Origin of the sequence: Psychrobacter raelei (genome assembly GCF_022631235.3) — a bacterium.
GTDB lineage: Bacteria > Pseudomonadota > Gammaproteobacteria > Pseudomonadales > Moraxellaceae > Psychrobacter > Psychrobacter raelei.
Genome location: NZ_CP093310.2, coordinates 2,002,110 through 2,026,877 on the forward strand (window position 1 = coordinate 2,002,110; position 24,768 = coordinate 2,026,877).

Annotated in this window: 15 protein-coding genes; 3 read left to right on the forward strand and 12 right to left on the reverse strand. The window is 44.9% G+C overall.

Annotation, left to right across the window (positions count from 1 at the left end):
- Positions 1 to 126: 126 nt before the first annotated feature.
- From clpS to MN210_RS08420, 9 genes are all read right to left on the reverse strand, one after another.
- A complete protein-coding gene (gene clpS, locus MN210_RS08380; protein ID WP_011960818.1) occupies positions 127 to 549 on the reverse strand; it encodes an ATP-dependent Clp protease adapter ClpS in 423 nt (140 codons plus the stop codon).
- A 38-nt stretch (positions 550 to 587) separates the two neighbouring features.
- A complete protein-coding gene (locus MN210_RS08385) occupies positions 588 to 1,394 on the reverse strand; it encodes a hypothetical protein (protein WP_110816748.1) in 807 nt (268 codons plus the stop codon).
- 343 nt (positions 1,395 to 1,737) lie between these two features.
- Positions 1,738 to 2,805 (reverse strand): N-acetyl-gamma-glutamyl-phosphate reductase, encoded by a 1,068-nt coding sequence (gene argC, locus MN210_RS08390; protein ID WP_338412041.1) that lies wholly within the window; start codon positions 2,803 to 2,805, stop codon positions 1,738 to 1,740.
- A 208-nt stretch (positions 2,806 to 3,013) separates the two neighbouring features.
- Positions 3,014 to 4,120: a uroporphyrinogen decarboxylase gene (hemE, locus tag MN210_RS08395; RefSeq protein WP_011960821.1), complete on the reverse strand. Its 1,107-nt coding sequence runs from the start codon at positions 4,118 to 4,120 to the stop codon at positions 3,014 to 3,016.
- Between the two features lie 143 nt (positions 4,121 to 4,263).
- A complete protein-coding gene (gene proB / locus MN210_RS08400) occupies positions 4,264 to 5,481 on the reverse strand; it encodes a glutamate 5-kinase (RefSeq protein ID WP_011960822.1) in 1,218 nt (405 codons plus the stop codon).
- A 149-nt stretch (positions 5,482 to 5,630) separates the two neighbouring features.
- On the reverse strand, positions 5,631 to 6,839 hold the full coding sequence (gene obgE, locus MN210_RS08405) for a GTPase ObgE (protein ID WP_011960823.1): 1,209 nt from the start codon (positions 6,837 to 6,839) through the stop codon (positions 5,631 to 5,633).
- Positions 6,840 to 7,161: 322 nt separating this feature from the next.
- Positions 7,162 to 8,604 (reverse strand): glyceraldehyde-3-phosphate dehydrogenase, encoded by a 1,443-nt coding sequence (locus MN210_RS08410; RefSeq protein ID WP_011960824.1) that lies wholly within the window; start codon positions 8,602 to 8,604, stop codon positions 7,162 to 7,164.
- Positions 8,605 to 8,961: 357 nt separating this feature from the next.
- Positions 8,962 to 9,588, reverse strand: coding sequence for a lipocalin family protein (locus MN210_RS08415; RefSeq protein WP_338412838.1), 627 nt, complete (start codon positions 9,586 to 9,588; stop codon positions 8,962 to 8,964).
- A gap of 310 nt (positions 9,589 to 9,898) precedes the next feature.
- Positions 9,899 to 11,032 carry an NUDIX domain-containing protein gene (locus MN210_RS08420; RefSeq protein ID WP_338412042.1) on the reverse strand — a complete coding sequence of 378 codons (1,134 nt, stop codon included), beginning with the start codon at positions 11,030 to 11,032 and terminating at the stop codon, positions 9,899 to 9,901.
- A gap of 215 nt (positions 11,033 to 11,247) precedes the next feature.
- Between MN210_RS08420 and hemP the strand changes: the two genes are divergently transcribed.
- The gene (gene hemP / locus MN210_RS08425; protein ID WP_011960827.1) at positions 11,248 to 11,412 is read left to right on the forward strand and encodes a hemin uptake protein HemP; all 165 of its coding nucleotides are present in this window, start codon (positions 11,248 to 11,250) and stop codon (positions 11,410 to 11,412) included.
- A 128-nt stretch (positions 11,413 to 11,540) separates the two neighbouring features.
- Here hemP and MN210_RS08430 read toward each other — a convergent pair whose 3' ends face one another.
- Positions 11,541 to 16,862 (reverse strand): translocation/assembly module TamB domain-containing protein, encoded by a 5,322-nt coding sequence (locus MN210_RS08430; RefSeq protein ID WP_338412043.1) that lies wholly within the window; start codon positions 16,860 to 16,862, stop codon positions 11,541 to 11,543.
- A 311-nt stretch (positions 16,863 to 17,173) separates the two neighbouring features.
- On the reverse strand, positions 17,174 to 20,512 hold the full coding sequence (locus MN210_RS08435) for a BamA/TamA family outer membrane protein (protein WP_338412044.1): 3,339 nt from the start codon (positions 20,510 to 20,512) through the stop codon (positions 17,174 to 17,176).
- A 247-nt stretch (positions 20,513 to 20,759) separates the two neighbouring features.
- Between MN210_RS08435 and MN210_RS08440 the strand changes: the two genes are divergently transcribed.
- Positions 20,760 to 22,079, forward strand: coding sequence for an MFS transporter (locus MN210_RS08440; protein ID WP_011960830.1), 1,320 nt, complete (start codon positions 20,760 to 20,762; stop codon positions 22,077 to 22,079).
- A gap of 133 nt (positions 22,080 to 22,212) precedes the next feature.
- Here MN210_RS08440 and MN210_RS08445 read toward each other — a convergent pair whose 3' ends face one another.
- Positions 22,213 to 22,404, reverse strand: a complete 192-nt coding sequence (locus tag MN210_RS08445; RefSeq protein ID WP_011960831.1) for a hypothetical protein — start codon at positions 22,402 to 22,404, stop codon at positions 22,213 to 22,215.
- Positions 22,405 to 22,932: 528 nt separating this feature from the next.
- Between MN210_RS08445 and MN210_RS08450 the strand changes: the two genes are divergently transcribed.
- Complete coding sequence (locus tag MN210_RS08450; RefSeq protein ID WP_155587027.1) at positions 22,933 to 24,573, forward strand: DUF389 domain-containing protein; 1,641 nt, start codon at positions 22,933 to 22,935, stop codon at positions 24,571 to 24,573.
- Positions 24,574 to 24,768: the final 195 nt, after the last annotated feature.

Sequence of the window (24,768 nt, forward strand, 5' to 3'; positions counted from 1 at the left end):
CATCAGCTGCTATAGAAGATACAACCTGTAAAACATGGAGCAAAATAGAGAACGGAGCAAAATAGACAACATAGTTGGCCACAATAGAAATAGGCCAGAACACGCACAAAAAAAAGCAGCTAATTATTAGCTGCTTTGATGTGGTTCAATCTGAGTTAACAAAGGGTAGCCTTCTTTTCGAGCGGTCTGGTTGACCTTTTTGGCTTTAGTCTCTGCAATATCTTTTGGATAAATACCGGCAATACCACGGCCTTGATTGTGGATATTGAGCATAATCTCAACCGCTTTGTCCATATTATGGCGAAATTCAGACTGCAACACATACACCACAAATTCCATAGGCGTATAGTCATCGTTATACATGACTACCGCATACATGGGCGGCTCAGTAATCTCAGGTTCTGCTACCAAAACCTCAACTTCACCCTCTTCTTCTGTATGCTCATCGATAAGCTTCAAAGGACGAGCAATTGGCAGCGTTGCTGGGTGATGCCAGTCTGCTGACCCACCCTTATGACTTACGACCATAAACGTCTTATTTTGTTTCATAGTGGCTTGATAATCTTTGAGTTTGCGGCAAATAAAACCTATTTACTTGCCTGGGTGTTGCCTTTGCCTTCATTAACAGGGCGTTGGTCGGTTTCTGGCACTTCAGATAACGACATAGGCATTTTTTCTACCGGGGCTGACAACTGCCAATTGTAGATTTGTTCTACTTTTTGACCGTTGGATTCTAGATTTAACTTGGCTTGCTTAGGTTTAAAGCCACTTGGCATCACAAAACGACCTCTGATACGCGAAATGCCTTTAATATCATAGGTACTAGGCTCTAGTGGCACTTCCACCAAACTGTCTTCGTCTAACAAGGTTAAAGTGGGCTTTAAGCGGTGCTGCAGGCCATCTTTGGCCAACATAGCAACATCAAAGCGGTATTCAAAGGCATTCTCAGGTAACGGCTCCATCTTGGCGCCAACTACTTGTAGCGGCAAGCCACCTTGCTGAACCAAGCTTTGAGCATAGACATCGTTTACTTGGATAAGCTGCATATTTTTGACTTCCAAATCTTGGATGTCTTGGCGCATCTGACCTAAGTTATTTAGGCTGATGTCACGCTCTTGCTTGGCGGTATTGACCTGTTTGGTTAACGACTCTACATTCAGCTTAAGTTTTTTAATATCCTCAGCGGTCAGCTGCTGAGCATCACCTTTAAGCTTGGCTTCATTTTGCGAAGCCTGATAACCTCGGTAATAACCAAATTTATGGCCAAAAGCAGTGGCAATCACGCCTGTTAACAAGACTGCACTCGCAAATAAGACCAATATCAGCGGACTCATCACACCAGAGGATGATCGCTTCACAATTTTTGGAGTGGATTTGCTGATTTCGGTGGGCATGTGTTCTAGGCTCGTATCTTATGAATCGGCAATTAGTTAAGCAGCCAAAGTTAAAGGCCATTTTAAGGCAAGGTATTATACCTAACTCTTAAAGCAATAACTAACATCAGATTAGCTTCAATAACATATTTCTATCATCAATCTGTTATAAAGCATAAACTATTCGGCAAATATATCGCTATCAAATCTGTACCAAATGGGTTTAGTTTATACATAACTGACGACTAATCAAGAGATTATCGTAAGCGGTCTGACTCAAAAAACCCTAAGTAACAGACCGAATGCTGCAATATCTATTTAAAAAACATACGTTTAAGACAACCCTTATCCTATAAAGTATCACCTAAGGCACGACGGGCACATGATTAAGTCCTAACGACTCCTCGAAGCCAAACATCACGTTCATACACTGAACTGCTTGTCCTGCTGCACCTTTGACCAAGTTATCTTGTACCACTAAAATTGTGGCTTCTTTGTTACTGTTGTTTTGATGTACGGCGATACGTAGACGGTTACTGGCTCTTACGCTACGGGTATCGGGAAATTCACCCGCCGGCAACACATCGATAAAGGGCTCATCTTTATAGGCCTGCTCATAAATTGCTTGCAAATCAAGCTGACAGCCGGCCTCGGTTAATCCCAGATGAATTGTACTAAACATACCACGAATCATAGGCACCAGATGCGGTACAAATCGAATATTTTGGGTGAACTTGCTTTGTAATAACACATGCACGCCCTGCTCAATCTCTGGCAAATGACGATGCCCTGCTACGCCATAGGCACTAAAGTTATCTGTGGTTTCTGCATAATTTAGTGACAGCTTGGCTTGACGGCCAGCCCCTGATACCCCCGATTTGGCATCAATAATAATGCGCGGCTCAATTAAAGCGTCACTCGCTAAGTTTTGGGCCTCGATAACTGGCTTTAGACCCAAAATAGCTGTGGTTGGGTAACAGCCAGGGTTGCCAATCACACTGGCAGACTTGATCGCTTCACGGTTAATTTCAGGCAAACCATAAGCCGCCTGCTTGAGCAAATCTGGGCAAGCATGCTTATGCTTGTACCAGTGCTCGAAGTCTTGTAACGACTGCAACCTAAAGTCAGCTGCCAAGTCAATCACTTTGACCCCAGCCGCTACTAGAGCTTCAGCTTGCTGCATAGCCACACCATGGGGGGTAGCAAAAAACACCACATCACATTGTGTCAGTGCAGATAACGTATCTTCACCCAAATCACTGTAGGTGAGCTCAGAGATGCCTCTTAAGCTTGGAAAAATGCTTGCCACAGGTTTTCCGGCCTCTGATCGTGAAGTTAACCATTTGATGTTCACTTTCGGGTGCGAAGATAACAATCTAATAAGCTCAACGCCGGTATATCCGGTACCTCCCACTATGGCTATTTGTAACATATCCTATCCTACTGTTTTGAAAGTCAATTAAATAAAATCCATCTTATGCTTAATCAATCTCACTTTGAGATCTATATTTATAAACTAGACGCTGGGCTGTCCGTGTTGGTTTTAGCATAGCCACTGAGTACTGAGTGTAAAATAGGCTTATCTAAGTAAGCCTATTTTTAGTGTAAATGTTTTAATTTATCACTGTAATGCTATGATGTTACAGCTTGTACTCATGCACGGCATCCACAAAGACCCCTGCATTTTTTGGGTCTACCCACTGAGTAATGCCATGGCCTAAGTTCGCAATATAGCCTGTCTTCTCACCACCGGCATAGGCATCATCTAGCATGGCATTGACTGACTGTCTGATTAACTCAGGTGAACCGTATAAAGTGGCCGGATCTAGGTTACCTTGGACAGCAATCTTGCGTTTGCCAGTAGCTAAAATAGCACGGGCTTTATCTAGTGGCATACTCCAATCTAAGCCCAAGCAGTCCGCTTCGCTGTCCATCTGAACATCAAGCCATAAGCCGCCGCCCTTGGTGAAGACCACCACAGGCACTTCAGGATGACGCTGTTTTAGCTCGGCCACCACACGCTTATTATACTTATGTGAGAACTCAGCAAATTGACGGTGTGCAAGCGCACCACCCCAGCTATCGAATAGCTGAACAATTTGGGCACCAGCCACAATTTGGGCGTCTAAATAATCGATAATCGCTGTGGTGATATGGTCTAGAATTTGATGCAAAAATTCAGGTTTGCTGTACAGCAAGCCTTTGGTATAGCGATAATCTTTAGAGCTGCCGCCTTCAATCATGTAAGTGGCCAAGGTCCAAGCACTGCCTGAAAAACCAAACAAAGGCACTTTGCCATTAAGCTCTTTACGAATACTGGTTACCGCATCCATAACATAGCTTAGTGAGTCTGCTGCATTAAAGGCTTCTAACTGATTAAAGTCGGCCTCTGTGCGTAACGTGCGCTTAAACTTCGGTCCCTCACCTGTTTCAAAATATAAACCTAGACCCATAGCATCAGGAATGGTCAAGATATCGCTGAACAAAATGGCGGCATCTAACTCATAACGTCTTAAAGGCTGCATGGTGACTTCTGTGGCACGCGCTGTGTCTTTGCACAAGCTCATGAAGTCGCCGGCTTCCGCTCGCGTGGCTTTATACTCAGGTAAATAACGACCCGCTTGGCGCATCATCCATACTGGCGTGGTGTCGATGGGCTCAAAGCGTAAAGCTTTTAATAAGCGATCGTTTTTTAAAGGAGCAAAATTGTGAGTATTTTCAACAGAATCAGAATTCATTATAGACATTAGTATCTCTTTAAAGTCCTAAATTATAATCAAAATGGCCATGTTAACGGACGTACTGCCTTACAATGGTAGCAGGTTATGCCACCCTCGGCACCTTTTAGGCGCTTTTATTTATTACGCCATGTGTTTTAGCTCATTGGCCACTATTTATTTAATATGGCCATGTCATCGCGATGAATCATAACCACGCGCTCCTCTGAACCCCCTAATATTTTATCAAAGTTATGGGTTCTATTACGCGCCACACGCTGCGCATCCTCTGAGGAGAAGTTGACTTGACCCACGGCAATACGCTCTTTGGTCGTCTCATCCACCACAGCCACCACGTCGCCTTCATCAAAGTCGCCTTGGATATCTACCACGCCTACAGGCAATAAGCTCTTGCCTTGTACGGTAATGGCATGTACCGCACCGGCATCGATATACAACGTGCCTGCCATACGCAAATGCGCAGCAAGCCACTGCTTACGGGCAATAATCTTATCAGCCTGATTGGTTTTTAATAAAGTGCCCACCGACTCACCCTCAACCACTCGGGTAATGACTTTATCGATACTGCCATTGGCAATCACAGTCGGGCAACCGCCCATCGCAGCCAATCGACCCGCCCGAATTTTGGTGAGCATACCACCACTACCGAGTTTGCCGCCCTCTCCTGCAATGTCAAACAAGTAATCTGCCATTGCTCGCTCTTGACGAATCATTTTGGCATCGGGATTTTCGCGTGGATTATCGGTAAACACCCCATCTTGATCGGTTAAGATGATGTACAAATCGGCGCTGACCATAGCCGCTGCCATAGCGCCTAGGGTATCATTATCACCAAACTTAATTTCATCGACAGTAATGGTGTCATTTTCGTTAATAACAGGGATCACTCGCCAAGACAGCAGCTTATCTAAAGTATTGGCGGTATTTAGATAACGCTGCCGGTTGGATAAATCATCATGGGTCAATAGAATTTGAGCACTACGTACCCCACTTTGAATCAAGGCTGAAGACCAAGTTTCAATCAGCCCCATTTGACCAATAGCAGCACATGCTTGTAGCGCCTCAAGCTTTTTGGGACGCTCATCAAGACCCATTCTTACCAAACCTTCTGCCACAGCACCCGAGGAAACCAAAATTACCTCTTTGCCTTGATTGTGTAGCTTGGCAATTTGACTGGCCCACTCATAAATGGCGGTGCGGTCAAGTCCTTTACCATTATTGGTAAGCAGTGAAGAGCCAATTTTTACAATAATCCGCTGCAAATCAAATGATCGATCTTCTGTAGCAAACCGGTCGTCATCTAAAGCGGTGGGCTTAGGGATACTTGGCTTTACGGTGTGTAAATTTTTCGGTTTCTTCTTAGCACTCATAATTCTTCCCAAAATTGATGAATAGAATAGTTATATGCTGGTTAACACAGTGATCTATCATTGATTGATGGTCGATACGATATCCTTGGTGTTGGCGATACTAAGCAAGGCTTTATAGGCGCAAGCTTAGCTCACCACTAAAGGATTAATTAAGGCGCGTATACCACTTCCACGCCATCATCATCATCGTCATCTAGCTCATTATTAAAGGCCGCTTCACGCGCTGCACGACGCGCAGCTCGATAAGCCTCTTTTTGTTCTTCTGTGTTGAGGCGAACTTCCGCTTCTAGACGCTCAAATCTCTCTTTTTGGGCTTGAGCAAACATCGGATCTTCTTCTTCACGCTCTTGCTCACGCTCAATTTCATTCATTAAGTGATATTTGACATCATCGACGCCTGCACCGGTTAAGGTAGAGGTTCTAAATACCGCGCCTGTCCAACCAAGTTCAGCGACAATATGCAGACACAGCTCATTTAACTCATCTGCGTCCGGTACCTGATCGATCTTATTCAAAATCAAGATTTGCGGTAAGTTAGCAAGCTCAGGTGAGAAGCGCTCAAGCTCATTAAGAATAACTCTACCATTCTCAACCGGGTCACTACCATCAATGGGCTTGATATCTAAAATGTGCAGTAAGCGGCGGGTACGTGCCACATGCTTTAAGAAGCGAATTCCTAAGCCGGCCCCTTCTGAGGCACCCTCAATAAGACCTGGAATGTCCGCCATCACAAATGAGCGGTGCACACCCACATCCACCACCCCTAAGTTCGGTACTAAGGTGGTAAAGGGATAATCGGCTACTTTTGGCTTGGCTGAGGAGACTTGACGGATAAAAGTAGATTTACCAGCGTTGGGTAGGCCAATTAGGCCGACATCTGCCACAACTTTTAGCTCAAACTTTAGCTCTTTTAGCTCACCCTCGAAGCCAGAGGTGGCCTTACGAGGTGCTTGGTTGGTTGAGCTTTTAAAATGGGTGTTACCCAGACCGCCATCACCGCCTTTAGCAATTAGCAGCTCTTGACCGATTTCTGTTAAGTCACCGATCACCTCACCGGTCTCATTATTCACAATGGTGGTACCAATAGGCACCCGCAGATAGATATTATCCGCCCCCTTACCAGAGCAGTTTTTGCTGTGACCATTTTCACCACGGCCTGCATCATAGCGGCGGGTGTAACGATAATCTACTAAGGTATTGGTGTTATCATCGGCCACAACAAATACGTCGCCGCCTTTACCGCCGTCACCGCCATCTGGCCCGCCGCGGGGTACATATTTCTCCCGGCGAAAGCTCACAATGCCGTTACCACCATCCCCTGCTTTGACAGTAACAATTGCTTCATCAATAAATCGCATTGGTCTTGCTCCCTTAACTTCTCTTAAATTGGTGTATCTTAATGGACTAACGACAGGCCGCTTAACTTAGTTTGACGTCGCGTCAAAATATGTCAATGGCCTGCTTAGCAGAATAATAATATCTTATAGAACGGTTTTCTAAAAAATAAAGTTGAAAATCATAACGCCGTATTCTACAGCATTATCAATCAAAACGAATAATAAAAAAGATACCCGATAACCTTAACGATTATCGGGTACCGTTGCAAATCGTGCCAGTCACTAGTTTAGTTGACTTTTATACATCCAATGCTTTACAACAAACTTAACAGATACTAGGCCATTAAGCGCTGATGTTGGTGTAATGCACGCCTGCCATCTGTGCGGCTACTCTTAGTACTTGAGTGCTGTAGCCTACTTCGTTGTCATACCAGATATATACTGTGGCATGGTTGTCGGTCACGATAGTGGCTTGCGCATCAACAATACCCACTTGCTTGGTGCCCACAAAATCTGAAGACACGGCTTCAGTTGAGTCGGTATAAGCAATTTGAGACTGCCAAGCATCGCTTTGAGAAACTTGCTTGAAGAAAGCATTTAATGCTTCAGCGCTCTCTGGTGCTTTTTCTAAGTTTAGGTTTAAAATAGCCATACTTACGTTTGGCGTTGGTACACGAATAGCATTACCTGTCAGCTTACCGTTTAACTCAGGTAGTGCTTTACCTACTGCCTTAGCCGCACCTGTACTGGTGATAACCATGTTTAATACCGCACTGCGGCCACGGCGATCGGCTTTGTGGTAGTTATCAATTAGGTTTTGATCATTAGTAAAGGCGTGGATAGTTTCTACGTGACCATTTACGATACCATACTCATCGTTAAGTACTTTTAGTGATGGGGTAATCGCGTTGGTGGTACAACTGGCGGCACTGACGATAGTGTCATCGCCAATCGTGTTGTTGTTCACACCATAGACGACGTTTTTGATATCGCCTTTTGAAGGGGCCGTTAGCAATACTTTTTTCACGCCTTTGGCCTGAAGATGCTTACCAAGACCTGCTTCATCTTTCCAGATACCGGTGTTGTCAATTACGATAGCGTCATTGATACCATAGCTGGTGTAATCAATTTCGCTTGGATCATTGGCATAGATAACCTGTACAAAACGGCCATTGACGATAAGGCCTTGGTTGGCTTCATCTACTACCACTGAGCCTGCGAAAGTGCCATGTACTGAGTCGCGCTCAAGTAATGACGCACGCTTCGCTAAGTCACCCTCTTTGCCAGGACGTACAACGAAAGCTTTTAGCTGTAAGCCTTTATCAGTGGCGGCCTCTTCAAGCAATAAGCGAGTTAGGATACGACCAATACGGCCAAAGCCATATAACACAACGTCAGTAGCTTCACTGGCAGCAGGGGTCGATTTGTCCGCTTTTGCAAAGGCATCGGCCACACTGACTTTATTTTTTACCAATTGACCAGCATCAACTACTGCCGTCGTAATGTCTTGACTGTCTGCCACTTCTTTTACAGTAGTAACGATGTCATCAATACTAAGCGCAGTACCGTCATTGCGGGTAGCGGTCTGTTGAACTTTAGTTAATAAGTCCGCTGTTGATAAACCGTTAAGTGTTTCACCAAATAAATTAACTTTTACATCTTTATTAATATAAAGGTTATGTAATTGTTGGGCCAGCTCATAAGCTTGAGTTTGTTGTTGTTGGTAGGTGGCTAAATGAACTTGGTGTAACTCACGGCGCGTATTAGCATTACTCACAATAGTCATCCTTTGGGTAAATGAAGTGAAGGGGTAAATGAAGTGAAAATGGGTATTTATCGATCTGCGCTGCTCGCCATTTTAAGTTACGACTTAGCCTCGGAGCTTAGTAACCAAATATAAGATTTTGATGGCTTTGTCTGAGTCTTAACGACAAATATCCTTAAAATGAGCAGCAGCTTTATTATTCTGGGTAATTTTAAATCATCTTGCCGATTTTAGCCAGTCAGATACCGTCAATTCATACCAGCTTAGTAAGATTTGCAGTGGCTTTTAGCCACAAGCAGCGTGTTGATGACAACATGAGGAGTAGCCAATAGCTTAGCACAAGGCCATCACTGACAGCAGCAATGGCCAAAAAGAGGACTACTGTGTTACCGTTTGTGCCGCTCCACTGTGTGAGGTAATTTCAAGTTTACTAACATCATAGCCTTGGATTTTTGCCGTATTTACATACTTATCATAAGTGCTTTGCGATAAGGTGGGTGTACGTGACAAGATCCACAGATACTTATTATCTGGCGTGCCCACTAACGCACTCTTATAATCTGCATCAAGTGCTAATACCCAATAATCCGCTTTACCCACCGGCAGCCATCTAAGCCAGCTGGGTAAAAAAGTCACCTTGAGCTGGCTACCGGATTCATTGGCTGGCTTAGCAATTCCCGTAGCACTCATCATTGAGCCATCTGCTTTTTTACACTGATTAATCACATCCACAGACTCAATCTTGCCAGCGTCTGTTTGATTAAGATTATAAGTGGCGGTCACATCTGAGGCACAGTTGCGCTGAAAATACATAGGCAGGCGTGCGATCTCATACCACTGACCTGCGTATTTATTTAAATCAACACTGGGCACAGAGTGCGGGGTGGTCGCGGCCGTCGCTGGCGTGACCATATTGCCTGTTTCGGCATGTGAAAACGTAGAATAGGCCGCTAAGGGAACCAACAATGCCAAAGCTATACCTGTATGCTTGAGTAACGCCTTCATAAAGGCTCTTTCTGAGACGTCATGATGATATTTATTCATAAGGGTATCTGTTGTCTATTAATTTGAAAAATGAGGGTTTTTGACTTAAAAATGTCATAATAATCTTCTATTATTTTGGCAAGCCATCCACTGTTTTTACGTTTAACTTGTCTTTTACTTCAGTTCAGCACTTGTCTTTAACTTGGCTGATTTATTCATCTTCATCTACAGTGCCGCTCTTTGCCATAACAACATTCTAGGGTTGCCCCTTGTGCTTTACTATCCCCAAAATGTAGTAATACGCTACGGTTTGTAAACTGCCTATACTGTTTTAAATCTTTTGGTGTTCTTGCGTTAAAAATTGGCGTATTCCTGCTACTTTATCTCCATTATTGCGCCTTACTGTCGCCAAATCTTGGGGCGCCAGTCCGCCTAGAGCAATCACAGGTACTTCACAGTGCTCAGCCAATATTGCAAACTGCTCCCAGCCCAAACAGGGTTGCTCTGGGTGGGTCTGTGTGGGCTGAACAGGAGATAAATACGCACCAATCACAGGCGCCAGCTTATGATTGAGCTGATATTGCGCCAGTATATTGACTGCCTGTATCTGATACTGACTGTGACAGCTTACGGTGATGGGTAAGCTTAGCTGTGATATCGAGGTGTTTTTGCCGTGCTGTAGTTGCTGTAGTTGGTGCTCTAGCATGGCTTGTGTTAGGTGCTGGGCGATAACTTGCACAGGCAGCTTATTGGTCTGTGATAGATAATCTGCTAAAGGCTGCTGGATGATTACGTTTAAGTCTGTACGCCTAGCACACAGCTTAAGTACAACACGTCCCTGCTGCTTTAAGCTGCTGGACGCCAAACGCACATAGACCGTCGCTGACTGCGGTAGGCTTTGATGGTGATACTCAAGCCACTGTACTAGGCTTTGTTCGGTGACTGCATCTAACCCTTGGGTGTCATTAAAGGACAACTGATTGGTAATACAGATCACATCATCTAGGCGTAACCACTGCAAGATACTTTGATTGGCTTCAGGTAGCACATACTGATTGTCCAGTAGACGTTGTTTACTGACCCAGTGCAAGCGCTGTCCCTCACAGCCTTGTGTTTTGTCCCTAAAGACAGCGAATTGATCAGGGCTAAGCTGTACTCGAAACACATGCAGGCATACCGTTTTTGAACGATCAGTATCTGATATATCCAGATACTCATGACGCAGTACCCCAAGCGGATTGATACAGCCATCGCTTGTAATATCAAGACCAATCTCTTCATACACCTCACGTATCAGTGCTTGCTTAGGTTGCTCACTGGCTTCTATTTTACCCCCCACAAATTCATAGCGATCCCCTTGGTGCTGATGGCTGCCGCGATAGCCCAGCAAATACTTTTCTTGATAATGGATGACGGCCACGGCCACATCGATATACTTCATGCGCTCTCCGGATGCTGTTGACACATTATTTGTCACTCAATAATTTTAAATAAAAAAGTGCTTGCAATGACGTTTATAATAAATAATAATGAAGTTAATGATAATCATTATCAAATAGACATTTGATCTATTTTTTGATGATGATTTTACACCGTACCTCAAAACTTAATTTAGGTATCATTTTGTTAAGTGTTATTTAAAATACAATTTTTGTTAACCATAATATAAAGGATGACCCCATGGCTACTATTATCTCTCGTGCACTACGCCTTCGTGACAACCAGCTGCCTATGCTGCAATCAGAGCATCTATTTGCACTCACCAAAGAGGTGCGAATTCAACATGAGGGTGAAGAATACCGTTTACGACTTACCCGCAATAATCGGTTGATTTTGACCAAATAATTTATTCCATTAAGCCCCTGCATAGGGGCTTAGCTCATAATGAGAGTATCGTCTAATATTGGCACAAGACAGGTGATAAAAAAGAAGGGACAAATTAATTGTCCCTTCTTTTTTTGTCTGTGATTTATTTAAAACCTAAAGCTATACACCACATCCACTGCATTTTCTAATGCGGAGGTCGCCTCTACATAAATACGCCGCGTCAACTGATAACGCAGCGACAAGCTGCTTTGTGCATTAAATACGCCTACCCCATATCGGATATATAAGTCTGGGGTAATATAGCCGGTTACGTTAACGTTGGTGTCGCTATCGGTGCCTGAAGCATCGATGGTCAAGCGCTCAAAGCCAAAGGCATCGCCTATGGTATTGGTCAGGCTACGGGTACCGCTTAAGCCTAAGCTTAACCCGGCGGCGGCTAAGTTATTGGTTACCTCCGACTTAAAGCCCTCTTCACTAATCTGAGTGGCGCCTGAGTTTGAAATACGGCCAGTCACCAGTGCATTCATTGCTTGCTGCTGCGTTAAGCCGGCATCGTTAAATACCACAATGTTTGGATCAGAGACACGTCCCTTGACACGCACACCCACAGTGCTGCTCTCGATATCTTTGGCCGCCTCGATGCTCAAGCGTGGATTGGTCACATCGCCATTAAAGCGTATTTGGGCATAGTTAAGCTCGAGATTTTGACCGAAGGCATCAATGGTACTACGGCGACTCACCTGCACCACACCCAGCGCATTCATCACCCCTTGACCTTGCTGGGTGATATGTACTGCGCCTGCCAGCGGTAGAACGGCGCCAAAGCCGCGGAAGTTAACATTGCTGCCTAAGTCTACCCCTATATCAGCATTAATAGACCACGGCTTAGAGATGGCCAGTACCTCATCGATATTGCCGATAAGCTGACGATCTAACACCACCACATCTTCTGATTTGGTCACCACTTCTTGGTTGGCCTCAGGCGGTCTGATGGTGGCTGTGGGTACTGAGACTGCACCCACGATATTAACGTATTGCTGCTGCGGCTTAATGATGATATTAAAGTCAGGATTAACCTCAGCGAACAATAACGGCGGCTGAGTAAGCACCAACCGCTCACCGGTAACTCGAATTTTAGCTTGTAACTCTTGCTGCCAATCTATGGTACCGCTTAAGTCGCCCTGACCTTCACCACTCATAAAGGTGCCATTTAAAGTGGCGCTTTGGCCGCGTATTTTTGCTTTGGCATTAATATTGGTGAGGTTCACTGGCAAATCAAGCATGGCAACCGTGGCATCTTTTAAGTTGACGTCACCATAAAAGACTGGGCTAGATAAAGTGCCACCCAAACCACCTGCCAGCGTTATATTGCCGCCAAGCTTACGCATGCCTGGAAAGAAAGGTTTTAAAATCGCTAAATTAAACTCGTTTAATACCAAGGCACCCGATAATGGCTTGCCCTCTTTATACGGGTCTACCACCACATCAGCATAACCTTTAGCACCATTACCACTATCGATATCGGTACGTACCTTTAAGCCTTCCTCAAAGGAGCGAACAATTAACGATATGCGCTTATAAGGTAAGGTAATGGGGTCGCTATAGCCATCTTGTATCATGCCTATGTTGCCATTGTCCGAGTACAACGTGGCATTGATGGTGGGCTTAACGCCTTTGCCCCATTCCATCACTGCTTTACCATTTAAAGCGGCGTTCCAACTTAAATCTTTTGGTAAAAAAGGCGCAAATAAAGTGGTGTCAATTTGCTGTATGGCTAAATTGACCTGACCTTGTTCACTAGAGGCCACCAAATTCTCCCGCAGACACACCTTACCTGACTCATCGGTAGCAGCCCAGCAGTGCGCTGCCAGTTGTATCTTAGGTGTACTACCGCCAAATGAGGCAATCAGCTGTGCCGGCTGGCTTTGTGCCAAGGTCACGTATTCGGTTGAAACCTCACCGTTACCGACCACACCGCGCCAGCCCATATTTTTACGATCAAAGGCACCTTTTATTGTGGCAGCAATGCTTACCTCATTATTGGCACGACTGGTCTGTGCTTTAAGCGTCAAGGTATGATCAAGCTCGGTACCATTAAATACCGCATAGATATTTTCAAACTGACTGCCGGAGGCTTGAAGACCATCAGCAAGGATCACCAGATTACTGGGACTCTTAGCGAAATCGACAATCTTGCCTTTAATAACGCCTTTTTGTAACAATATCCCCGGTAAAGCCAGCTTCTCCCCACTCAAATCCACATAAATGGTGGGCAGTGCCTGACCTGCAGACTGCACAAGGGTTAATCCACCAATCACACTACCGGCGAAGTCTCTGCTGATTTGACTTAAGTTGCGAATATTGACTTTGGCATCTAAGTTTTGTGCATCGCCATTAGCAACAACTTGGTTATCCCCCCACTGCACCATGAGATTATCAGCGTTGAGCGTCTCAATCACACTTTTGACTTTTTGGAGCTGGGTATTGCTATCGGCAGCTTTGAGCACTTGTAAATATTGAGCCATATCTTTGGGCAAATGCAAGGTGCTATTTAAGCTGCCTTGCGCCAATAACGGTTCACCGTTAATTTGGCCACGTAGCGCCATCTGGCTGATATTGATACGCTGTACGGTATCTTTCCAAAGCCCAGTGCTAGAGATGCGTCCGGTAATATTGCTGGGCACATCTTTAACAAAGTAGCCTAAATTGAAGTCCTCCATTGCCGCATTGATATTCCAAGCGACACCATTTTTGACATCCACGCTACCTTTAGCAATCAAGCTACCTGCTTCGCCCACATGGCTTAGGTTTTTAATATTAATGACCTGAGCATTACCATTGGCATCAAGCTGCAAGCGCCCTTTGGGCAACTGCGGCGTATCGATAAAGCCACCGAATTTAACATCAAAAGCACGCAGATCGCCAAGCTTAGTCTGGTTATCACGCCATTGACCGGAGGTGACCAAATCGCCTGAGACAATCCCTTCGGTTTGCGGCGCAAAAAAGCCAACATTGAAGTTCTCAGTATGCGCTTTGATATCCCATTTAATGCCATCGCTTAGGCCTACATTACCTGTCGCATTGATACTGCCTGCTTCACCCACATGGCTTAGGTTTCTGATGGTAATGGCCTTAGCATTACCAAAAGCATCCAGCTTAAGCCGACCTTTGGGCAATTGCGGCGTATCAATAGAGCCATCAAACTTGACATCTAACGCGCGTAAATCCCCGAATTTGGTGTTGTTATCTCGCCACTGACCGGAGGTTACTAGACTGCCTGAGACGACGCCCTCGGTTTGTGGTGTGAATGAGCCAAAATTAAAGTTCTGCGTGTTGGCTTTTACATCCCACTTAATACCATCTGCTAAGTTGACATTTCCGGCAGCACTGATGCTGCCCGCCTCACCCTTGTGACTAAAAGATTTAATATTGATATTAGTGGGTGTGCCATTGGCATCAACGATAAGGTTACCTTGAGGCAGCCCTTGGGTGGTGAGTTGGCCGTTAAAGCGCGCATCAAACTGCTGCAAATCGCCTGCAATCAGCTCTACTGACCCATCGCCCTTGCCTTGGATGGCCACATGGCGATTTTCAGTAATGGTTTTTTGAGTTGCAGGATCAGTGCGGGTAACTTGTGCGGTTAATAGTGAGTCTAAGTCACTAGAATTGATGGTAAAGACATGGCGCTGACCGGTCACCAGCTTGCCATTGACACGGCGACGTATGTCGATCATTTTTCCTGATGCATTGATGCTACCCACAAGATTGCTGACCGGTAAGCTGTTATTAAACACTTTCGGTTTAAGCTGCTGGGTTTTGGCATTAATCGCCCAGGTTAACGGATTGTTTTGGTTGGCCAGTACAATACTGCCATTACCCACCAAATCACCCATCACCCCATCATAATCAAAGGCATTGATATTAATGCGATCACCCAGCTTATCGAGCTTGACTTTGTAATCGCCCGCAGGTGCGGCATTTAATTTATTAATCTGGGCATCGGCATCAACCCACAGATGCTCATCACGCAGCTGCACATTGGCCTTACCAATAGGACTGTCAATATCGCCCACTTGAGGCACATTACGGCGGCGTAAATGTTGCCAATTGGCATCCACATACCAAGGCGCAGCGAATCTTGGGTTCTTAGGTGTGGCGCCTTGTACGACTTTGGCTTTTAGAATCTCGCCGTCACGTTGACGCAGGCTGGCATTAATTTGCATTAAGCCGTCTTTATTTTTTAGATTATATACCACAGCCAATCGGCCATCTAAGCGCTCAGGTGCGTAAGGTGCTGCCGCTTTAGGTAATAAAGTACGTACTTTATAATTACTGCTGTAAATTAAAGCTTGGGTGGTGAAACTGTCTTCCCAGTCAAGCACGCCTTTGGCCAATAAGTCACCTTCTGGCGTCTTAGCGGTAAGCTGATGGACATGCATCTGTTTGGTGTCTATGATATTGGCACGCGCTTGATAGCGACCACTTGGGATGTCCTTAGCTGACAACTGACTGTTAATACGCAGCTCAATATCTGATAACACCCCTGAAGCGATGGCCAAACCTGCCTGTAATTTAATATTTTGGCCTTCAGCATAAGGCAAGGTAATCTCATCCCAAGTCAGCTTAGCATCGAAGGGGGCATTGTCATCTAAACCTTGAACCGTAAAGTTACCCTTGACATTGCTGTCATTATATTTACTGCGTAAGGTGCCATAAGTACGCTTTAAGCTGCCTGTGGCATCAACATAAATCGGATCCACATAAATTTTTTGTAAACTATTCACCGTCACTTGAGCGGACAGATCTAGCGGATAGTTGCCCGTTAGATCCACAAAGCCATTTAAATTGGCAATGTGCACCACATCACTGTACTGCAAAGCGGCTTTGTCCACAGCAAGATGCGTGTCTACCCACTTTAAGTCGGAGGCACTAATATCAGTCACTTGAATAGGATCTTTGCTAGCTTGATTGTAAATGATGCTCTTGATGTGCGCTTTATCAAAGCGTAAGTCAACAGGCAGCTCAAAGGTTCTATAGTCAAAAGGCTCACCGGTGGCCGGCTTGCGATTTTCTATCACGATAGATTCGATATCGGCATCACGCAGGTGCACTTCTCTGGCAAACATGGCGCGCCAGCCAATTTTGACATAGGTATTTACGAAGTGAACATCAACATCTTCAGACGCTTTCATGCTGATGTCTTTGACCAACATGCCATCGCGCAAGTTGCCCTCAGCATACTGCAGCTTTACGCCAGTTTCTGAGACAATCTTCTCTAATATAAACTTAGTGCCTCGCTCAGTACCCGCCATGACATACAAAATGATGCACATCATTAAGAACAGCACCAACAACAGCGCCAATAGCTTTAGTAAAAAAGACAGCGGATAGTGGTATTTGAGCCGCGCAGCATCACGCTGGGCAGGATCTTGCTCTTGATTAGGTGGCGGGGTTTGCGAAGTGGTCATGAGTTAAGTAATTTTGTTAGAAATAACACAAGCTTTGGTGCCCCAAGGCGGCGAATAATCGCCTTTGACAGCCATCACGCTTGTGCCATTTACGGTTAAAATGGCCTGTTTTCACAAGATAATCAAAATGCTGTCATAGTAAATGATATTCACTATCACAGCAACCTTCATAGCAGGCTAATGAAAGCCTTAACGAAAACCTTATAGCAGGCACCGAGTGCTTGGCAATGACACTGCAGTGACGCTGATCATTTCGATCACAGCTAAGCGCCATAACGGCTGCCTGGTAACTGCTTTATATTCAATAGCCACTACTGCAAAGGCGACCCAATAAAGAAGTGCAATCGAATAGGCACACTGTCCTCTAACACGCCTGCTGCTAAGTCTAAGCGTACCATGCCCACAGGTGAAGCCCAGCGGACACCAAAGCCAACCCCAAGCTTGGTTTCAGTCTCAAAATTGGTGTCATAAGCATTACCAAAGTCGGCAAATACCGCGCCACGCAGACCCGGTTTAAATTCATAGTTGTACTCTGTACTACCCACTGCCAAGACTTGCCCACCCACCAGATAGCCTTTTTCTAGTGTCGATAAGCTGTTGTAGTCATAACCTCGAATACTGCGGTCACCCCCAGCAAAGAATCTGAGCTTATAAGGCACGTTTTCAAATTCATCCGCCCAGATGTACCCCCCATCTAAGCTGGCCACGACCTGATGCTTATTCATCTCACCAAAACTATAGACACCACTTACCCCCGCCCGCGCAATGGCCATATTGGTATCGGTCAATGCACTATCTGACCCAGCTTCTATAGAATAGTATTGACGCCAGCCCTTACTTGGATTGGTGACACTGTCGGTTTTGGTTTTATCCAGTTGATAACCCAGCAGCAGCGCCTCTTGGTCAAATTGAGCGCCTTCGCGGTTAAAGGGCACCGGTAAGTTCTCACGATCAGTGCCAGTCACCCCACTTTCTAGCTCATCCAAGCGATATCTTAAAGAGTACGTACGATTCCAGCCCTCATCACGACGAATGTTACGCGCGATACCAGCTTTAATGGTATTGGTCTCTAGATCTAAGTTACCATCACCTTGGTTGATGTTTTCTTGCTCATAGCTGATATTGGCACTTAGAGTATCATTTAAAGGGTGCTTCCACGGGCGGCTTGCGTGCAGATTAATGGACTTGTTAATTTTTGAGGCGCCCACACTGATACCCGCCTGATAGCCATCTCGGTTGATGAGGTTATTCTCAAGACGTGCCACTGCGCGCACGCCGGTATCGGTACCATATCCAATACCTAAATCCACATCTTTTGGTTTATCCGCCGTCACAAACACATACAAAGGTACCGACTTGGTCTCAGCCACTTGCTGCGGCGTTTTGCGATTCGCCAAGAAGGTTTTACCCAAGTCGCTGGGTAATGAGTCGGTATCGGCCAAAGGGTCTTCCTCATCGGGAAATATCTTTTTGACTGTGCCACTAATGGCATTGGAGATTTTACCCAATAAGCTTTTGGCCTGCTCTTCGGTTTCATCTAGCACTCGGTCATCAGGTAGTCTGGATAATCGCTGTGCTTTGGCGGTGATTTCTTGTAGCTTCTCAGTGGTTTCTTGATCCACAGAATACTCAAGGGGCTTAAAGGCATCATTGGCACCGTTTTCGGCCGTTTTATCTGAGTTATTATCAGCCAGTAGATTGCCTTGCTCATCATATAAGCCATCCGTATTGTTCTCGGCCGTATCTTGCTCTTGAGCAGCTCGCTCAGATGAGTTATCAAAACCTAAAGTGCCCGTGCTGCGGCTAGGACGTATGGTCTCAACGTTGACTGAGTTGAAGTAACGGGTGGCAGACAAGTCATTGGTAAACTTAGTCACTTCCGGCGCATAAAAATTATCTCCGGCTCTAAATTCATGTAACTGATGCAGCAATTCAGGCTTAACAGGCAGCTTATCTGGATCTGTGGTGAGCTCACCTGTGTCTTTGTCAATGGTAAAGAAAATCACCTCATCAAAATGATAGCGCTGACCTGTGTCATAGATTAAATCTACATCTGCGGTATTATCAGGCAAAATCACATCCACGGATTTGTTCAGCCACTGCCCATCAAAAAAGCCAAATTGCTCTTTGGTGGTCTCAATCTGACTTTTGGCAGTTTTATATACCCCATGGTTAAAGATATCGCCCTCTAAGGGTGCTGTTTTTTCAGCAATTTGTTGAAACTCTGGCAACTGTGATCCCTCACCGCGAATATCAACAATGCGGCTGCTCACTTTTACAGGCTCACCAAGATGCTCAATAATCACCGCAATCTCATCTGAGGCAACCCGCTTAAAGCTCAGCTTAATATCGTAATAACCTACCGCTTGCGCCGCATCGATGGCCTCTTGATGCAGCCTAGGCGTCACGGCCACAAAGTCTGAAATGGACTCGACGGTGATGTTCTCCATAGCCGCTTTGATGTTGGCAGCCGGCTGGGTGTCTTTGTCTGCCTTAACAAGCTGAGGCGGGGCATTTTTTTTGCCTGAGGCTGCAGGCTGCTGCAAATATATCTTGGCACTAATACGCGGTAAGCCTGCATAGCCATCATTAAAAAAGCGGTTATATAACCCCTTAATAAAGCCAGGCTTTGCTTTGCTGCTATCTTCATCAGCCGTTTCAGTCACAACAGAGCCTACTGGTGCTTTAGTGGGGCCGCCTTCATACTGCGGCAAATAATCATCTGGATTAATGCCAACCTCGGCAGCATTTTGCTGCGAGTTATCTACCACATCATCCGTAATCTCACCTGATTGCTGCTTAATCTGAGCATCTACTTTACCAATACTGGTGTTTTTTACCGCTTGCTCCGCCGACTTTTCGGCCGCTTTGGCTTTTGTGCTGTCAGGATTGACCACCACATCTGTGGCTTGATATACAGGCTCTGTGGCAGCATTTGGCTCTGAGTCATCGACTATACCAAGCGTCTGCTGGTTGCTGGGATTGATTTGGGCACTTTGATCTAAGCTATTGTCAAAGCCTAGCGGCGGCGAAGTGGCATCTAGACGGGCGATAGGCTGGGTAAAGTCAGAGGGTACTTGACTACCAATCTTTGCCAGCACCTGCTCTATTTGCTGCGGGGTCTGCATGACGGCCGCATTGGCCAAATCCGTGCCTGCTTGAGGCTTAGTCGTTAAGCTGTTGTCAGCAAATACACGATCAAAGGTGGCTATGGGGTCAGAATTTGGGTCGGCGCCGTTATTATTGGCCGTTTTTGTCGCACTGCTCACAGCACTGGCTGTATTTGAATTGGATGGCTGCGTTCCAGCAGAGCTGAGCGTTTCGCGCTGATAGTCTTCTAATACACTCGGGTCAATCAGCCCCTGCTCAACTGCTTGCTTGAGCTTTAGTGCAATCAGTGCTTCTTCAAGCTGTGAATCAGTAGCACGACTTGGTTGATCTACTTTGGCTGTGCCACTAGCAGCGGCATACGCTGATATAGGGGTATAAGCTTGCAGCAATAGGCACGCAGATAGAGCACACGCCATTTTAGAATAGCGAAAGGGCAGCAGCACTTTGAATCGACTGTGCGCTGTAGGGCTCATAGTAGAGCTAAAAAGGCTATCGGCTCGTTGGTTTACCACGAACAGGGGCTGGTGTGTATTACGCATTACCAATCTCTTATCTAGAATAACTTTCTATAGTAAATTCCTACCGCAAAGACTACCGCCTGAACCAAGTCTATGCAAATCGGATTTTTATAAATCGAAAAACAAATTTAATTTAGTTGTGATAAATTGTCGCTATGATACCTTGACTGAACATAATTATCAGTGAAAAATTATCGCTCAAATCTTGATGAATACTATGAGCTATTTGAGATAGCCACTATTTTGTACTTATATTAGGAAGCCGCATATGGCATCACAATTTACCCTGTTTCGCAGTCGCCGCTTTACGCCGATGTTTTTTACCCAATTTTTGGGTGCTTTTAATGATAACTTTTTTAAACAAGCGCTGCTTTTGGTTCTAACCTATAGTGCAGCGGCCAAGTTAGGTGCCTCAGTTAGTTTACTGAACAATTTGGCCGCCATGTTGTTTATTTTGCCTTTTTTCTTATTTTCTGCCCTAGCAGGACAATTGGCCGATAAATATGAAAAGTCACGCCTAACTTGGTATATCAAAGTGTTAGAAGTGGTCATTATGCTACTGGCCGCTTTTGGGCTGATTTTTGAAATTTATTGGCTGCTATTTTTGGCGCTATTTTTATTAGGTGCCCAGTCCACTTTCTTTGGCCCCATTAAATACGCTTATTTGCCTCAAGCGATGCAAAAAGATGAGCTGGTCGGAGCCAATGGCCTGTTTCAAACCGGCACGTCCCTGTCGATCCTAACCGGTATGATGTTTGCCGGCTTATTTACCCAAATGGAAAACCATTTGTATTGGGTCAGTGCCATGGCGTTACTGATTGCCGCTTTGGGCTTGTTGGCCGCCAAATTTATTCCAAGAATGCCTGCCGTACAGCCTGACTTAAAAGTGAACTGGAATATCTTTAGCACCAGTATGGACACCATTAAGTATCTGTATTCGCTGCCATTGTTGTTTTTTATCATCTTAGGTAACAGCTGGTTTTGGTTCTATGGCGCTACCTTTTTGACCCAGACTCCTGAGTTTAGTAAGGTTATTTTACAAGGCAATGAATCTGTGGTTATCTTTTTACTCACCTTATTCTCAGTGGGGGTCGCTTCAGGGTCTTTGTTATGTAAAACATTGACCAAAAATCAGGTGAGCTTTAAGTTACTTCCCTTTGGTATCGCAGGGCTCAGCCTATTTGCCATAGATTTATATTTTTCGTTATCTGCACTTACTATCAGTACTGGCAGCTTATTAGGTATTGCAGAGTTGTCTGAGGTGAGCGGTAGCTTTCGGGTATTTGCAGATCTATTTTTCTTAGGCTTTAGTGGCGGTATTTATATTGTGCCTTTGTATGCGGCAATGCAGGCTTACTCACCTATTAGTCACAGAGCGCGAGTCATTGGCGCCAACAATATCTTTAATGCCATTTTTATGGTCAGCTCCGCCATCTTTTCTATCGTGATTTTAAATCTATTAAAAATGCCTTTGCCGCAGCTGTTCTTAGTGACGGGTATCTTAAATATCTTATTTGGGATAATGCTATATTTTAAATTAAAAAAATATCAAGGCACCCTGAGTATTCAAGAAGACGCGCTTATCTAAACGCACAAAGCGTTCACAACCACACACATTAGAGATTTAAGCGAGTCGCTGCTTTGACGTGGTAAACCATAAAAAAGCCAACCTTTAACAATAAAGGTTGGCTTTTTTATTTCGGTCTTATTTTATACCGTCATTATGACTCAATACGGTTGATTTTTTTGGTCACTATCAAAGCAATAGGAATGGCCACTAAAGCACCCACCACAGCGGTACTAATAATATGTGGAATGTCATCGAAGCCAGTTACCAAGGCGGCCACCATAAATACGCCAATAATAACTGTCGCTGCCATTCCCCAGATCATACTTAATAATTGCCAGTTCATAATCTCACCTTTAATTAATAACCTTAGTTTATGATTTATTGTCTATAGGTATAGTTATACACCATATCCTTATTTTTTTTAAGGTTTTTTACGATTATTTTCATAACCGGCTGGGTCTCTTATTTTTAAAGACCTAAGCCCAACTAAATGCTATAATAAAATCCACGACCGCTCATAAAAACACATAGATTTAAGTTCGACAATTCACCCAATCAAAAAACAATAGTTATCAGTAAAACCACTGCATCAGTAAGGCTTTGTTTTATCAATAATTTTTAAATCCTCCCTTCATGTCAGCTGTTTTTCACAGCCCCCCTCTTTTGATATTTATGGCCCAGTTCTACGTTATCACGACACTTATTGACCTAAACAAGCATTGCGTGTGTGTTATTTTTGCAAACACCGATAGATTTTGAAGCCAATTGACTTTAAATTAACGGTTCTGAGTCAAAGCGACATTATTTTTATTTAAAATAGCTTAGCGTGCTTTGATATAACCCACCTAACTTGATAATCACAGGCGCTTATATGAGCTCACCCTTGTCTTCTACCCCCAAAAAAGACAGCGACAACCTAGGCATGATTACGGTACCGTACTTTCAATTTGTGCCCAATGCGGCAAGCTATGCTTTTGACAAGGTAAGCTATAAAGCGGTGCCCAATAAAAAAATTCATTGCCACTGCCCCCTTATTATCATTGAGGCAAATTGGATAAATGAGCCTATGATGGATGTGGCGGTGGCAAGCTTGGAGGAAGAAGAGGCAGCAGCAGAGCAGCAAATAGCGGCCAAAGAAAAAGAGCGCTTGGACTATCTGGCAAGCCAAAAAGCCGATCCGAGTAATAAGACTCAGCAAGCCGTGTTGGCAGCTAAGCAACTGATCACTGAAGCTGAAGATGTTGAGGAAGCAGGGTTAAGCGCCCCAGATTCTGATAGCGATGTTCTGGATACTCAAAATCCGGAGACTCAACATCTTGATACTCAGAGCATGGCGGCCGTTGAAGCTGATGAGCCTGAGTTACCTGAAGAGGATAAGCCGTCAGAAGAGATCAGTGAAGAGGATCAATTAAAAAAGGATAAAGAAGCCAAGCTTGAGTCTTATAAGCAGTTCGTTGCTGAGCAGCAAAGTCAGGTAGATATCGACTATCAAGGCATACGGGTCAATATCGAGGCCAATGCTCTCCCCAGTCGCATGTATTTTATTATGAATGCTTTGTCTGCCATTATTGCCAGCTACGGCTTGGTGATTAACTCAGCAGCAGTGGTCATTGGCGCTATGCTGGTGGCCATGATGCTAGGCCCGATAAGTGGTGTGGCCTTGGCGATTATTGATTACCGTATGCCTTTTTTACGAAAATCACTTTTGACGGTACTTGCTGGTGGCGCTATGGTGGTAGTCATCGGCTTTGTGGTGGGTTTTATACACCAAGATACCCCTTTAACCAATGAGATTTTGTCGCGTACTCAGCCCACGTCAATGGACTTAATGATTGCCTTGGCTGGTGGGACTGCAGGCGCATACGCCATGATCTCTCCGCACCTATCTGTGGCTGTGGTCGGTGTCGCTGTGGCAACCGCTTTGGTACCGCCGTTAGCCGCCAGTGGTATATTGTTTGCGCATGGAGAAGGTACGCTTGGCTTAGGTGCCCTGTTATTGGCCCTGACCAACATCATTGCCATTCAATTTACCAATGCCTTGGTATTGTGGTTTACTGGATTTCGTAGGCTGATGGAAGACGATTACAAAAGCAATCCAACTTTGGCCTTCTTACGTCGTAATGCGGTGCCTTTATTACTGTTGACCAGTATCGGTGTGTATTTGACCTATAACTTTAATGCCATTACCAAAAAGCAAAACTTTGAAACTCAGGTCAAAGAAAGCATCAATGATTATTTTATCGACCAAGGCAACTCGCTAACAGCTACCCAGTTTGTTAATCGAGATGGCTATCAAATGGTACGTGCTGTGGTACGCGGTGAGACTCGCCCCTCGCCTAGAGATGCTCAGCAATTAGAGCGCCAGATTAATGACAACCTCATGCCAGCTTATCCCAAGCAGTCTCCTGTGCGTATCCAGCTGCGTTATATGCCAGTGGTGGTCATTGACTCTAGCCCCGGCCACGGTGAGGAGCTAGATAAGACCGATGCGGCTATTTTGGCCAATGAATAACCGATACAGACACTTGAGTCATATGCCTTAATCGCAATTTATGCCAATAGTCATGTTTTGGCGTTAAATATGCTAAACTTTGTCGCTATTATTTATAGCTGCCCGGTCAACGGCTCTGGTCGCCAATTTTTAGACCTTATTTGCACGTCAATACCGGCAGCGATAACCACTTTTGAATGAGTTTTTATATTAATC